The 15,158-nt window shown below is 73.2% G+C and carries 9 protein-coding genes; all 9 read left to right on the top strand.

Going from position 1 to position 15,158, the window contains the following annotated elements; translation table 11 throughout:
* Positions 1–9: 9 nt before the first annotated feature.
* The 9 genes from RS82_RS06045 to RS82_RS06005 are packed head-to-tail and all read left to right on the top strand — an operon-like array spanning position 10 to position 15,001.
* Positions 10–981: an AAA family ATPase gene (locus tag RS82_RS06045; RefSeq protein WP_045297651.1), complete on the top strand. Its 972-nt coding sequence runs from the start codon at positions 10–12 to the stop codon at positions 979–981.
* The gene (locus tag RS82_RS06040; protein WP_045297649.1) at positions 981–2,243 is read left to right on the top strand and encodes a DUF58 domain-containing protein; all 1,263 of its coding nucleotides are present in this window, start codon (positions 981–983) and stop codon (positions 2,241–2,243) included. The genes RS82_RS06045 and RS82_RS06040 overlap by 1 nt, the downstream gene beginning before the upstream one ends.
* Positions 2,240–4,765 carry a transglutaminase TgpA family protein gene (locus RS82_RS06035; RefSeq protein ID WP_084695480.1) on the top strand — a complete coding sequence of 842 codons (2,526 nt, stop codon included), beginning with the start codon at positions 2,240–2,242 and terminating at the stop codon, positions 4,763–4,765. Before RS82_RS06040 ends, RS82_RS06035 begins: the two co-directional genes overlap by 4 nt.
* Positions 4,762–5,967 (top strand): RDD family protein, encoded by a 1,206-nt coding sequence (locus RS82_RS06030; protein ID WP_045297648.1) that lies wholly within the window; start codon positions 4,762–4,764, stop codon positions 5,965–5,967. The genes RS82_RS06035 and RS82_RS06030 overlap by 4 nt, the downstream gene beginning before the upstream one ends.
* Entirely contained in the window at positions 5,964–6,818 is an 855-nt protein-coding gene (locus tag RS82_RS06025; RefSeq protein ID WP_045297646.1) for a PP2C family protein-serine/threonine phosphatase, read from the top strand. The genes RS82_RS06030 and RS82_RS06025 overlap by 4 nt, the downstream gene beginning before the upstream one ends.
* Positions 6,818–8,212, top strand: coding sequence for an FHA domain-containing protein (locus RS82_RS06020; protein WP_045297645.1), 1,395 nt, complete (start codon positions 6,818–6,820; stop codon positions 8,210–8,212). Before RS82_RS06025 ends, RS82_RS06020 begins: the two co-directional genes overlap by 1 nt.
* Positions 8,209–9,834, top strand: coding sequence for a serine/threonine-protein kinase (locus tag RS82_RS06015; protein ID WP_045297644.1), 1,626 nt, complete (start codon positions 8,209–8,211; stop codon positions 9,832–9,834). Before RS82_RS06020 ends, RS82_RS06015 begins: the two co-directional genes overlap by 4 nt.
* Complete coding sequence (locus RS82_RS06010) at positions 9,831–10,580, top strand: hypothetical protein (RefSeq protein ID WP_245619530.1); 750 nt, start codon at positions 9,831–9,833, stop codon at positions 10,578–10,580. Before RS82_RS06015 ends, RS82_RS06010 begins: the two co-directional genes overlap by 4 nt.
* Positions 10,577–15,001 (top strand): type VII secretion EssC family protein, encoded by a 4,425-nt coding sequence (locus RS82_RS06005; RefSeq protein WP_045297641.1) that lies wholly within the window; start codon positions 10,577–10,579, stop codon positions 14,999–15,001. The genes RS82_RS06010 and RS82_RS06005 overlap by 4 nt, the downstream gene beginning before the upstream one ends.
* Positions 15,002–15,158 lie beyond the last annotated feature (157 nt).

Genomic DNA, 15,158 nt, shown 5'->3' with positions numbered 1-15,158 from the left:
AGAACACGCATGACGATGACCCCCGAACAGGCGGCCTGGTTCCAGGGAACCTTCGCGCGACTTGTCGACAACGTCGACCAGGCCCTCATGGGCAAGCGCGATGTCGTGGCGCTGGTGCTCTCGGCGATGCTCGCCGAAGGCCACGTGCTGCTGGAGGATGCCCCGGGCACGGGCAAGACGAGCCTCGCCAAGGCGCTCGCGGCCACCGTGCAGGGCACGTCGAGCCGCATCCAGTTCACGCCCGACCTGCTTCCGTCGGACGTGACGGGCGTCACGATCTACGACCAGACATCGCACCGCTTCGAGTTCCACCGCGGCCCGGTGTTCGCCTCGATCGTCCTCGCGGACGAGATCAACCGCGCATCGCCGAAGACCCAGTCGGCGCTGCTCGAGGTCATGGAGGAATCGCGGATCACCGTCGACGGCGTCACGCACGACGTCGGTCGTCCGTTCCTCGTGATCGCGACGCAGAACCCGATCGAGCAGGCGGGCACCTACAAGCTGCCCGAGGCGCAGCTCGACCGCTTCCTCGTCAAGACGTCGATCGGCTACCCCGACCTCGCGGTGGCCGAGCGGATCCTCGCGGGCGCGGCCGACCGCAACCCGTCGGCGCACCTGCCCGCGATCATCACGACCGGTGCCGTCGCCGACATGGCCGACCTCGCCGGCACCGTGCACGTCGACCCGGCTGTGCTGCGCTACACCGCGCAGCTCGCCGAGGCCACGCGCAACGACCCGGCCACGCGCGTAGGCGTCTCGGTGCGTGGTTCGCTCGCGATGATCCGCGTCGCCAAGGTCTACGCCGCCGCACAGGGCCGCCACTTCGTGCTGCCCGACGACGTCAAGGCGCTCGTGGCGCCGGTGTGGACCCACCGCCTCGTGCTCGACCCCGAAGCGGAGTTCGCCGGCACCTCGGCCGAGACCGTCATCGGGCGCGTCCTCGAGTCGGTCGCCGCACCGCAGGCGAGGTCCGCGGCCTGATGACGACGGAAGCACTCGGGCAGCCGGCGGCCACGGAGGACCGCCGCGCCTGGTACGGGCAGCTGGTGCTCGGCGCGCTGCGGCGCGTCGGCGCGGTGCTCGGCCGCGCGTTCGGGGTCGTGCGCCCCGTCGCCTGGGTGCTCATCGCCGGTGCGCTCACCTTGTGGATCGCCGGCCGGTCGCTCGGCTGGTGGGAGCTCACCGTTGCGGCGATCTCGATCACCGTCGTGCTGGCGCTGTGCCTGCTGTTCCTCATCGGCCGCACGGCCTACGACGTGTCGCTCGACCTCAACCGCACGCGCGTCGTGGTGGGGGAGCGGGCCGTCGGTGCGCTGACCCTCGCCAACACCGGCTCGCGCGCGATCCTCCCCTCGCGCGTGCTGCTGCCGGTCGGAGGTGGCCGCGGCGTCTTCGACGTGAACCGGCTGGCCGCCGGCGAGTCCGCAGAAGAGCTCTTCGCCATCCCGACGTCGCGACGCGCGGTCGTCAAGGTCGGCCCGGTGAGCGTCGTGCGCGGCGATCCGCTCGGCCTCTTCGAGCGCGTGCACCGCCGCGACGAGCCGGTCGACCTGTTCGTGCACCCGCGCACGGTGCTGTTCGACGGGCAGTCGCTCGGGTTCCTCCGCGACCTCGAGGGCCTTCCCGCCACCGACCTGTCGCCCGACGACGTCTCGTTCCACGCACTGCGCGAGTACCAGCCCGGCGACGACCTCCGCCACGTGCACTGGAAGTCGACGGCGCGCACCGGCCACATGATGGTGCGCCAGTACGAGGAGACCCGCCGATCGCACTTCGTGATCGGCCTGTCGACGAGCCCCGGCGACTACCGCGACGACGACGAGTTCGAGCTCGCGATCTCGGCGGCGGGCTCCCTGGGCCTGCGCGCCTTGCGCGACTCGCAGCGCGTCGAGGTGCGGGTGCAGGAGCGCGCGCTGCCGGCCGGCACGGGCAAGCAGTTCCTCGACTCGCTCTCGGCGCTCGGGCATTCGAAGGCGAAGGCGGGCTCCGTCGTCGAGCTCGCCGGCGTCGTCGCCGCGACTCTGCCCCTCGCGAGCGTGGTCGTGCTGGTGTGCGGCAGCAAGGTCGACTCCAACGATCTGCGCACCGCGTGCAGTCGCCTGCCGTTCGGCGCGCGCGTGCTCGCCGTGGTCGCGTCGCCGGGCGACTCCGCGCCGTCGCTGCGCAGAATCGGCGACGCGGATGTCGTGACCCTCGGTGCGCTCGACCAGCTCCCGAACGCCCTCCGGAAGGTGCTCGCATGAGCGCGTCCGTCACGCCGCTTTCCACGCGGGCCGAGGCTTCGACGCCGCCTCGGGCGGCGGCATCCGGTCCCCGCGCGTCGCGCGCCGACGCGCTCCCGGCCCGGCGCTGGATCCTCGACCTCGGCGCTGTCGCGCTGCTGCTGCTCATCCCGATCGTCGGATTCGCGCCGACGTTCGACGGCGCGAGCTATCTCGTCGCCGCGCTCGGCGGACTCGTGCTCGGCATGGGGCTGGGCGTGCTCGGACGGCTGTTCCGCTGGGGCATCCTGCTGCTGACGGCAGCTGCGATCGCCGTCTACTTCCTCTTCGGCGGGGCGCTCGCGCTGCCGCACACGACGGTCGCGGGCGTCATCCCCACCCTCGAGACGCTGGGGCAGCTCGCGCTCGGCGTGGTCATGTCGTGGAAGCAGCTGCTCACCACCATCGCTCCGGTGGCGACCGACGACGGTCACCTGATCGTGCCGTTCATCCTCTCGCTCGTCGCGGCGGTGCTGACGACGTCCCTCGCCCTGCGGCTGCGCAGCGCCGGCTGGGCGCTGATCCCTGCGGCCGCGTTCCTCGCCATCGAGATCGCGCTCGGCACGTCCGAGCCGTTCGTGCCCGTCGTGCAGGGCGTCGCGTTCGGGCTCGTGGCCGTGGTGTGGCTGGCGCTGCGCCAGGCGTGGCAGCCGCAGGCGGCCGCGATCTCGGTCGGCGAGGGAGCGGCGAAGTCGGGCGCCGGTCTGCGGCGCGTGCTGATGGGCGCCGCCGTCGTCGCGATCGCCGCCGTCGTCGGCGTCGCCACCAGCGGGTTCGCGGCGCCGTCGTCGCCGCGGTACGTGCTGCGCGACGTCGTGATCCCGCCGTTCGACATCCGCGAGTTCGCCAGCCCGCTGCAGTCGTTCCGCGCGTACGTGCGCGACCACCCCGAGGACCCGCTCTTCACCGTCAGCGGCCTGCCCGAGGGCGCCCGCATGCGTCTGGCCACGATGGACGCGTACAACGGCACCGTGTACAACGTGTCGGACGACGGAAGCGGTTCGTCGAGCGCGTTCACACCGGCGCGCACCAACATGTCCGCCGGCGCCGAGGGCACGCCCGCGACGGTGCACGTCGAGATCGGGGAGCTCGAGGGCGTGTGGATGCCGGATGCCGGCGCCGTCCGCAGCGTCACGTTCGACGGCGACCGCGCCGACGACCTCCGTCGCACCGCGCACTACAACGAGGCGACCGAGACCGGCGTGGTCACGGTCGGGCTCGAGAAGGGCGACGAGTACACGCTCGACGCGGTGATCCCGGAGGTGCCGAGCGACGAGGCGCTCGCCGACCAGAGGTTCGCACCGCTGAAGATGCCGAAGCAGACCGGCGTGCCCGAGGCGCTGGCCGACATCGCGTCGAAGACCGTCGCCGAGGCCGAGACGCCCGTGGAACAGGTGCGCGCGCTGCAGCAGATGCTGTCGGAGGGCGGCTACTTCAGCCACGGTCTCGCCGGCCAGCCGCTCTCGCGCGCCGGCCACGGCGCCGAGCGCATCGCGACGCTGCTCGGCTCCGAGCAGATGGTGGGTGACGACGAGCAGTACGCGACGGCGATGGCCCTGCTCGCGGGCCAGGTCGGCATTCCGGCGCGCGTCGTGATGGGGTTCTACCCTGACGAGGATGCCGCCGGAGAGCCCGTGTACGCCGCGACCGGCGAGACCCTCCACGCGTGGGTCGAGGTCGCCTTCGACGGCGCCGGATGGGTGCCGTTCGACCCGACGCCTCCCGAGGACCAGGTCCCCAGCGACCAGACGACCAAGCCCAAGGCCGATCCCAAGCCGCAGGTGCTGCAGCCACCGCCCCCGCCGGCGGAGCCCGTCGACCTGCCTCCGACGGTCGCCGACGACCGGGGCTCGGAGGACGAGAACGCGTTCGACGCGGGCCTGCTGTGGACGATCGTGTCGATCGGCGCGGGCCTGCTGGGCCTTCTCGCCGTGGTGCTCGCGCCCTTCATCGTGATCGGCGCCCTGAAGGCCACGCGCCGCCGCAAGCGGCGCGATGCCGAGCGCGCCGCCGACCGCATCAGCGGCGGGTGGGACGAGCTCGTGGATCGCGCCTCGGACTTCGGGGCGCCCGTGCGCCCCGGAGCGACGCGCCAGGAGGACGCCGGCGTGCTCACCGCGGCGTTCGCCGAGCCGCGGGTCGCGACCCTGGCATCCCGCGCCGACCTCGAGGTGTTCGGTCCCACCGAGCCGTCGCCCGATGACATCGCGGCGTTCTGGACACAGGTCGACGAGATCGTCGGCGGCATGGGGAAGGGTCGCTCGGTGTGGCAGCGTCTCGGCGCGAGGCTCAGCATCCGTACCCTCCTCGAGGGCACGCGATTCGCGCTGCCTGCGCGCCCGGCGCGCGCACCGCGGACGCGGACGCCGGACGCCGTCGCTGCCCCGCAGCCCGACGCACCGGACGCCGAAGCGGCCCAGACCTCGACCCGGCGCTCGCGCCGCGGCAGCAAGACCCGGAGCGCACCCGAGCGCTCCACCCACCCCGCACAGGAGAACGAATGACCGCGAGCCCGCCAGGCGCCGCCCCCGCGGCGACCATCGGACGCCGAGTGGGGGCGTTCGCGATCGACATCGGCGTCGCCTGGGTGATCGGCGCCGTGCTGGTCGGCATCGTCGTCGGCATCATCTTCGGCGTGGGCCCCGCCTGGGACCGCGACGGCCTGGCGGTCATGATCCTGCTCAGCTACGCCGGGATCGGCCTCCTGCTGTTCGCCTGGTGGCTCGTCTACTCGGCGATGCAGGGCGGCCGCGGCGGGTCCATCGGGCAGCGGATCCTCGGACTGCGCCTGCACGACGCCGCTTCGGCCGCCCCGATCGGCTTCTGGCGCGCGATCCTGCGCAACATCGTGTTCGGCCTCGCCGCGTCGATCGTGGTCGGCTACTTCACGCCCCTCTTCGATGCGAGCGGCCGCCGGCAGGGCTGGCACGACATGGCATCGCGTGCCCTCGTGGTCGATATCCGGAAACGGGATGCTGCGCCCCCTGCGCCCGCGGCGACGGCCACGGTGAACCCGTACCTGCCTCCGCCGACGGGGGCCGCATCGCTGGCGCCGGCGCCCTCCCTGCAGCCTGCGGGCCCGTTGCCCGCACCGGGGTTCATGCCGGCTCACGCAGCCCCGGCCTCGACGCGCCCGGCCGCTCCTGTATCGACCGGAGTGATCGCCGACGTCCCGTGGATCACGCACGAACCCGGGCCCACGCGGGCGGCCGGGTCCTTCCCCAGCGTCACCATGCCCTTCCCCGCCGCGACCACGACCGAGCCGCTCGGCGCCACCGCGACCGCCTCCACCGTCGTCCCCGCCTCCGCGGAGGAGGACGTCGAGTCCACGCGCATCGTGGTGCCGCCGCCGGCGCAGCGGGCCGCGCTCTACGACGGCGCGCCCGTGCTCGCGGTGCTGACGTGGGATGACGGCACGCGCATGGCCGTGTACGGGCGCACCCTCTACGGTCGCAACCCCGCGAGCGAGGACGGCGCGGTCGCGATCCCGGTGCGCGACGAGACGCTGTCGCTGTCGAAGACGCACTTCGAGGTCGGCGGCGACACCGCCGGCGCCTGGATCGCCGACCGGCACTCGACCAACGGCACCACGCTCGTCCGCGACGGCGGGCGGATCCCGCTCACCCCGGGCGTCCGCACGAACCTGCGCGACGGCGACACGCTCGAGTTCGGCGACCGGCGCGTGACGGTGGGGCTCGAGCGATGACCGGATCACCTCCGCCGATCGCGGTCGCGTTCGGGGCGTCGACGGACGCGGGCCTGCGCCGCCGCATCAACGAGGACTCGCATCTCGCGGTGTCGCCGCTGTTCCTCGTGGCCGACGGCATGGGCGGTCACAACGCCGGCGAGATCGCGAGCGCGACGGTGATCCACGAGTTCTCGGGCCTCTCCGGACGCGAGAGCCTGACTATCGACGACGTGCAGGCCGCGGTCGTCGCCGCGCGCCGCCGCGTCGCGGCGCTGCCGGCCGGCGCCGGTGCGGGTGCCGGCACGACGCTCGCGGGCGTGGTCATCGCCGACGTCGACGGTGAGGGTTACTGGCTCGCGATCAACCTGGGCGACTCGCGCACCTACCGCCTGAGCGAGGGCCATTTCGAGCAGGTGAGCGTCGACCACTCGGTCGTGCAGGAGCTCGTCGACAGCGGGCAGCTCGCCGCCGACGCCGCTCAGCGCGACTCCCGCCGCAACGTGATCACGCGCGCGATCGGGGCGGGCAGCGACGCCGAGCCCGACTACTGGCTCATCCCGGCCGAGGACGGCGACCGCATCCTGGTGTGCTCCGACGGACTCTCGGGCGAGCTCGAGCAGGACGCGATCCACGGCATCCTCCTGGCCGAGGCCGACCCGCAGGCGGCGGCGACGCGGCTGGTGCACGAGGCGATGGTGCGCGGCGGCCGCGACAACATCACCGCGATCGTCGTGGACGCCCTCGCGGTTCGCACGCGCACGAGCCGCACGTGCGAGCGCGACACGGTGCCGGCGAACGCCGCCGGCACCACCGACGCCGACATCGACGGCGACACGCTGCCCCGCGCGGTGTTCGCGGGAGGATTCTGATGCCCACGATCTACGCTCCGGGAACGACGCCGGTCGCCGTCACCCCACGCGGATTCGCCGTGCTCGAGCCCGGCGCCTCGGCGTCGCTGCTCGCCCGCATCCGGTCGGTGCTCGCCGACGGCCGCGGCTTCGGCGGCGTCATCGAGGCGCTCACCGGTGCCTACGGCGCGTCGCTGACCGCGATCCCCGCGTTCGCGGTGGCCCTCGCTGACGGCGACGGGATCCGCGTCGCCGTGCGCGGCGACTTCGCGTTCGACGTCGATGCCGCGGCGTCGGAGCGCGTATCGGGCGCCGGCGTCACGACGTGGACCGAGCGCGTGATCCCGGGCGCGGTGCGCGTCGCGCTCACGACGCCTGGGTCCGACACGCCGGCCGAGTTCGAGATCGCCGACGGCATCGTGCTGGCGAGCAGGATCGAATGGGATGCTGCGCCGGCGGGTGCGACGTCGGCCGCCGGTGACGCCCCGGTCGAGCCCGCACCCGGTCCGCGTCGGCGCGACGTCGCGGTGCCCGCGGCGTCGGAGCCGGCTCCCTCAGCCGATGCGCCGGCAGCCGCAGAAGCGCCGGCGAGTCCGGTGGAGCCCGTGGCAGCCCCTTCGTCGGGCGAGCCGCCGGTTCGCGGTCCGTGGTCCTCGCGCGTCGCCGTGCCCGACGTGCCGTCCTCGACCCCCGCCGCCGAGCTCATCGACTCGACGGCCGTGCCGTCGGTCGTCGACGCCGAGACCCTGCTTCCCCTCGACTCGGCCCTCATCCCTCCCGCCGCTGCGGACACCGTTGTGCCGTCGCCCGCCGCGCCCGTCGCCGCCGAGGATTTCGCCTCGACCACGGGCTACGACCACCTCTGGGGCGCCACGGTGATCCGCTCGGTCGAAGACGCCGCCGTCCGCCCCGAGGGCGAGGACGAAGACGGCGCTCCCACAGCCCCGCCCGCCGGCGACCACGACGGGGCCACGATCTCGCTGGCCCAGGCCCGCGCCCTGCGTGAGGCGGCGGGCGGAGCCGGAGTTCCCATCGATTCGACCCCCGCGCCGCTCGCGCCGCCGCGGCCGCCCGCCCCCGGACGCATCCGGGTGTCGACGGGGCAGGTGCTGCTGCTCGATCGCACCGTCGTGATCGGCCGGCGCCCGCGCTCGACGCGCGTGAGCGGCACCGACCTGCCGCACCTGGTGGCCGTCGACAGTCCGCAGCAGGACATCTCGCGCAGCCACGTCGAGCTGCGGGTCGAGGGCGAGAGCATCGTCGCGACAGACCTGCGCACCACGAACGGCACGACGCTGCTGCGCCAGGGCGCCGAACCGGTGCGGCTGCATCCGGGGGAGGGGGCGGTCGTGATCCCGGGCGACGTGCTGGACCTGGGCGACGGCATCACCGTCGCGATCGAGGGGCTGTCGTGAGCGCCAAGCGCGCGCCCATGGCGCCGCCGGATCTTCCCGGCTTCACCTACGTCGACCTGCTCGGATCGGGCGGCTTCGCCGACGTGTTCCTGTACGAGCAGCAGCTGCCGAAGCGCCGCGTCGCGGTGAAGGTGCTGCTCACGGACCGCATGTCGAGCGGCTCGGTCGAGGAGTTCACCGCCGAGGCGAACGTCATGGCGATGCTGTCGACGCACCCGGCGATCGTCACGATCTACCAGGCGGGTGTCGCCAAGGACGGCCGCCCCTACCTCGTGATGGAGTACTGCCCGCGGCCGAACCTGCAGGTGCGGTACCGGCGCGAGCCCTTCTCGATCGCGGAGTCGCTGCGCGTCGGCGTTCAGGTGGCCGCCGCCGTCGAGACGGCTCACCGCGCGGGCGTGCTGCACCGCGACATCAAGCCCGCGAACATCCTCGTCACCGAGTACAACCGCCCGGCGCTCACCGACTTCGGCATCGCCTCGACCACGAACGCGGCCGCCGAGTCGGCGGGCCTGTCGATCCCGTGGTCGCCGCCGGAGTCGTTCGCCGACGTGCCCCGCAGCGAGCCGCGCTCCGACGTGTACGCGCTGGGCGCGACCGTCTACACGCTCCTGGCCGGACGCTCGCCGTTCGAGCTGCCCGGTCAGCGCAACGGCGCGGCCGAGCTCATCCACCGCATCGAGACGCTGCCGCTTCCCACTCTCGGTCGCGCCGACGTCCCGGTGTCGCTGCAGCGCGTGCTCGAGCGCGCGATGGCGAAGGCACCCGCCGACCGCTACGAGAGCGCGCTCGCCTTCGCGCGTGCGCTGCAGACCGTGCAGATCGAGCTGTCGCACTCGGTCACACCGATCGACATCCTCGACGACCAGCTCCCGGACGACATCGAGGAGGACGAGGACGACGGCCTCACTCGCGTCCGCGGCGTCGTCAGCATCAACCCCGAGACGACTCCCGCCGCGGGCATGACCCGCCCCTCCGCCACGACCGCGCCGAGCCAGGCTTACGCGCCGCGGTTCGACGCGGCGCCCGTCGAGACCGAGACCGTCGCCCGCCGGGCGCCCGCGGCCCCGCCGTCGGCGTACGAGCAGACGGTCCGGCGCGATCAGTTCGGCCTGCCGGTGTCGCTCGACGAGACGATCGTCCGCGCTCCCGCCTTCGAGGCGGCACCTCCGCAGGAGGAGAACACGGATGCTGCGCCGCGTCGCCGCCGTACCGGTCTGTGGATCGGGCTCGGCGCCGCCGCGCTCGTGATCGTCGCGGTCATCGTCGGGGTGTCGCTGCCGGGCATCCTGTCTGGCACGGCACAGGAGCAGCCGAGGCCGACGGAGTCCTCGAAGCCGCAGGATCCGCTCTCGACCGTCGTCCCGGCGGTCGCAGACGTCGTCGGCGCACCGGTCGAGGGCGGCGTGAGGTTCACGTGGACGAACCCGGATCCCCAGGAAGGCGACTTCTACATCATCGAGGCCGTCTCGCTGACCGACGGCACGGGCGAGACCGAGCCGGTCGAGGCGCCCGAGATCACCGTGCCGGCCGCGACGACGGGGCAGACCTGTGTGGACGTCACGCTGGTGCGGGCCAACGGTCAGCAGCAGCCCGATCCCACCCGGGGGTGCACGCCGTGACCACCGCAGAGGCCGACGCGCTCACCGTTGAGTTCGCGGGCGAGGAGTTCTCCGTCGAGCCCGGCGCCGTCTTCACGGTGGGGCGCGAGGGCGACCTCGCGATCGACGACAACCTGTTCCTGCACCGGAACTTCCTCACGATCCAGAACGTCGAGGGGCTCTGGCTGCTCTCCAACGTGGGCTCGCGGCTGTCGGCGACGGTCACCGACTCCGGCGGGCGCGTGCAGGCCTGGCTCGCCCCCGGCGCACGGCTGCCGCTCGTCTTCGCCTCGACATCCGTCATCTTCAGCGCCGGCCCGACGACGTACGAGCTCACGATCCACGCGGCCGAGCCGACGTTCCGCGACACGCAGCCGCCCGCCGACGACGACGGCCTCTCGACGATCGGCGACGTGCCGCTGACGCACAGCCAGCGCGTCATGATCCTGGCGCTCGCCGAGCCCGTGCTGCGGCGCGAGGGCACCGGCATGAGCGAGCTGCCGACGTCGGCGCAGGCCGCCGAGCGGCTCGGGTGGACGCTCACGCGCTTCAACCGCAAGCTCGACAACGTCTGCGACAAGCTCGATCGTGTCGGCGTGCCCGGCATGCGCGGCGGGGTGCGCTCGTACGCGACCAACCGCCGTGTGCGACTCGTCGAGCACGCGATCGCGGCGCGCCTCGTCACCCGCGACGACCTCCCCCTCCTGGACGTCGAGCACGAGGGCTCCCTCCGCGGTGAGAACGACCTGGGAGAGGACGACGCGTGAAGCTCAAGTTCACGCTCCACCGGCCCGGAACGCCGGTGGATCTCGAGGTCACGGCCGACGGCACCTCGACCGTGGGCGACCTGGCGCGCACACTCGTGCTCGCCGATCCGACCGCCGAGATCGCCGACCCGGGTGCCGTGACCCTCGCGGCGGCCGAGTCGGCGGGGCCACGCATCGTCGACCCCGAGCGCGCCGTCGCCGAATCCGGCATCCGCTCGGGGCAGACCGTGCAGGTCGTCGCCGCGCCCGCGTACGTCGGTGACGACGCGCCCGCCGCGGTGCTCCGCATCCGCAACGGACCGCGTGCCGGCAGCGAGCTGCCGCTGCGCGCCGGATCGAACGTCGTCGGCCGCGACCGGGGCGCCGACATCGTCATCGACGACGCCCTCGTGTCCAAGCGCCACGCGCGCATCAACGTCGACGCGGGCATCGAGATCATCGACCTCGGCTCGGCCAACGGCCTCGTGATGGGCGGCGAGCAGATCGCCCGCACCACGCTCTCGCCCGACGACGTCGTGCTGCTGGGGTCGACGGAGGTGTCGGTCGTGCCGCTCACGCGCCCCGGCAGCGTGCACTCGGCGGCATCCACCGTCGAGATCGTGCGCTCGCCGCGCGTCGTGCCGCGCTACGAGAAGCCCGACTTCCCGGCGCCCAAACCGCCCCGGCCGCAGGCCGCTCAGCGGCTTCCGATCATCGCGCTCATCGCGCCGCTGTTCATGGGTGCGATCCTCTTCTGGTTCACCCAGTCGATCCTCGCCGTCGTCTTCATCGCGCTGAGCCCGCTCATCATGATCGCGGCGTTCGTCGACAACAAGCTCGCCGCACGGGCCGAGCACAAGAAGGCGGTGGCGCGCTTCGACGCCGGAATGGAGCAGTTCGACGCGCTGCTGCACCGCGAGCAGATCGAAGAGCGCGCGGTGCGCTCGGCCGAGGTGCCGGCGCTGGCCGATGCGCTCGCGTCGCTGTCGTCGTGGGGCGACCTGACGTGGACCCATCGCCCGGAGCACCCGGCATTCCTCACGGCCCGCCTCGGCACGGGCACCCTGCCTTCTCGCGCGGTCATCGAGCTCGGCTCGATCGAAGACACCGAGCCCGAGTTCACCGAGCGCCTGTTGGCCGTGCGCGAGCGCTTCGCGACCATCGACGACGTGCCCGTCGTGGCCGACCTCCGCGAGGCGGGCAACGTCGGCATCGCGGGCTCGCGCGGACAGGCGGATGCCGCGGCGCGCGCGTTCGCGATGCAGCTGGTGGCGACCCACTCTCCTGCCGAGCTCATCGTCACGGCATTCACGTCACCCGCGTCGCGTCCGGCCTGGTCATGGCTCGAGTGGCTGCCGCACACGAGCTCGCCCCACACTCCGCTGGACGGCGCGCACCTCGCCGCGAACCCCGGGACCGCAGCATCCCTTCTCTCCCGTCTCGAGGGTCTCGTCGACGAGCGCGTCGGCGACAAGGACGTGCACAAGGGCCGCGGGCCCATCGAGTCGGGAAAGCCGGCCGACGCCGCACCGTCGCGCGTGCCCGCGGTGCTCGTGATCGTCGAGGACGACGCCACTGTCGATCGCGCGCGCCTGACGCGCCTCGCCGAGCGCGGCCCCGACGTCGCGGTGCACCTCCTCTGGGTCGCGCCGACGGCGCTCGCCCTCCCCGCCGCGTGCCGGACGTTCCTCGTAGTCGACGGTGCCGCCGAGGGCACGGCGGCCGGGATCGTCCGCCGGGGCCTTTCGAGCACCCCGGTGCGCGTCGAACTGCTCGACGACGGCTCGGCGACGGCGTGGGCGCGCGTGCTGTCGCCGACGGTCGACGCCGGAACCCCCGTCGACGACGAGTCCGACCTCCCGCGCTCGGTGTCGTTCATCGACCTCGCCGCCGCCGACATCGGCGGCGATGCCGCGGTGATCGTCGACCGCTGGCGCGAGAGCGATTCGATCACCCCGCGCGACGGCCGGCCGCCGCAGCGCCGCAAGAAGGAGGGGAACCTCCGCGCGCTGGTCGGACACGGCGGTGCCGGGGCCTTCCACCTCGACCTCCGCACGCAGGGTCCCCACGCGCTCGTCGGCGGCACCACGGGAGCCGGCAAGTCCGAGTTCCTGCAGTCCTGGGTGCTCGGCATGGCGGCGGCGCACAGCCCCGACCGCGTGACGTTCCTGTTCGTCGACTACAAGGGCGGCTCGGCCTTCGCGGACTGCGTCGACCTGCCGCACACCGTCGGCCTCGTCACCGACCTGTCGCCGCACCTCGTGCGCCGCGCGCTCACGTCGCTGCGCGCGGAGCTGCGATACCGCGAGCACCTGCTCAACCGCAAGAAGGCCAAGGACCTCGTCTCGCTCGAGCGCACCGGCGACCCCGAGACGCCGCCGAGCCTCATCATCGTGGTCGACGAGTTCGCCGCGCTCGTGAGCGAAGTGCCGGAGTTCGTCGACGGCGTCGTGGACGTCGCGCAGCGCGGCCGCTCGCTCGGTCTGCATCTGATCCTCGCGACGCAGCGGCCCGCCGGCGTCATCAAGGACAACCTGCGCGCCAACACCAACCTCCGCGTCGCCCTGCGCATGGCCGACACCGAGGACTCCACCGACATCCTCGGCACGCCGATGGCCGCGCACTTCGATCCGTCGATCCCCGGCCGCGGCGCCGCGAAGACCGGACCGGGGCGCATCGCGTCGTTCCAGACCGGCTACGTCGGCGGCTGGACGACGGGCGAGAAACCGCGCCCGCAGATCGGCATCCACGAGCTGGACTTCGGCGTCGGCGCCCGCTGGGAGGTGCCGGCCGAAGAGGTCAGGGCGGTCGCCGATCCCGGTCCGACCGACATCGCCCGGATCGTCCGCACGGTCAGGTCCGCGGCATCCGCGCTCGCCATTCCCGCCCCGCGGAGACCGTGGCTCGACGAGCTCGCGACCGCCTACGACCTGGCACGCCTTCCCAGCCCCCGCACGGACGAACGGATGCTGCTGGGCGTGGTCGACGACCCGCACACGCAGTCGCAGCCGACGACGTTCTACGAGCCCGACCGCGACGGCAACGTCGCGATCTTCGGCACCGGCGGCTCCGGCAAGAGCACGGCGCTGCGCACCATCGCGGTGTCGGCGGCCATCACACCTCGCGGCGGCCCCGTGCACGTCTACGGCCTCGACTTCGGCGCCGGCGGCCTGCGCATGCTCGAGGGTCTGTCGCACGTCGGTGCGGTCGTGGACGGCGACGACGACGAGCGCGTCACCCGCCTGCTCCGGATGCTGCGCGACATCGTCGACGAGCGCTCGACGCGCTACGGCGACCTACGGGCGGGCACGATCGGCGAGTACCGGCGCCTCGCCGGCCGTCCCGACGAGCCGCGCATCGTGGTGCTGATCGACGGGCTCGGCGCGTTCCGCGAGCGGTACGAGTTCGCATCGGGGAGCTCCGGCTGGTTCGCAGTGTTCTCGCAGATCGCCGTCGACGGCCGCCAGGTCGGCGTGCACTTCGTGATGACCGGCGACCGCCCGAACTCGATCCCGACCTCGATCTCGTCGACGGTGCAGAAGCGATTCGTGCTGCGCCTGGCCACCGAGGACGACTACCTGCTGCTCGGCGTCCCGAAGGACGTGCTGACCGCGGCCTCGCCCCCTGGCCGCGGCATGCTCGACGGCGACGAGATCCAGTTCGCCGTGCTCGGCGGCAGCTCGAACATGGCGGTGCAGGCGCGTGAGCTCGAGCGCCTCGCCGACGCGATGCGGCGCCAAGGCGTCGCCGACGCCCCCGCCGTCGGCCGTCTGCCGGAGCGCGCGGACCTGGCGAAGCTGCCGCCGCGCACCCCGCGCGGCGACCTGGTGATCGGACTCGCCGACGAGGACCTCGGACCGGCCGGCATCGACGCGCGCGGGGCGTTCCAGCTCGCGGGCCCCCCCGGCAGCGGCCGCACCACGACCCTCGAGACGATCGGGCGCGCGCTGCGCCGCGCCGATCCGCAGCGGCCCGTCGTGCACCTGTCGGCCCGGCGCACCGCGCTGCGGCTGGCGACCGAGCCGGGGTACGCGGCACAGGACCCGTCAGCCGTCGCCGCGCTCGCCGCCACGCTCGCCGACGAGATCGAGTCGGGGGCGCTCGCGAACCCCGCGATCCTGGTCGAGCACCTCACCGAGTTCTCCGGCGGCGAGGCCGAGTCGCCGCTGGACCGGCTGATCCGTGCCGCCGTGCGCGCCGACGGGTTCGTGGTCGGCGAGGCGGAGTCGTCGACGTGGAGCCAGGCGTGGCTCCTCGGCCAGCCGTTCAAGGCCGCCAGGCAGGGACTGCTGCTCGCCCCCAGCGACGTGGACGGCGACTCCCTCTTCGGGCTGTCGCTCGGCCGCGTCAAGCGCGCCGACTTCCCGCCAGGACGCGGCTTCACGATCCATCAGGGGCGCGCACGGCGCCTGCAGGTGGCCGTCTCGGACGGCGTCTGGTGACGGTGCAACGTCGATGGGGATATGTCCCCATCGACGGTGTGGAAGCGGCGCCGATAGCGTCGTGGACATGAGAGGGAATCGCCTCTCGAAGGACTTCCCGGAACGACTCGGGGCCTGAACCGGAACCACTCGCCCGCTCGCCGGGCAACCAACGAAG

This window comes from Microbacterium trichothecenolyticum (assembly GCF_000956465.1).
Classification (GTDB): Bacteria; Actinomycetota; Actinomycetes; order Actinomycetales; family Microbacteriaceae; genus Microbacterium; species Microbacterium trichothecenolyticum.
The sequence above is the reverse complement of the archived record's forward strand: the minus strand, read 5'-3'. Positions and strand labels throughout refer to the sequence as shown.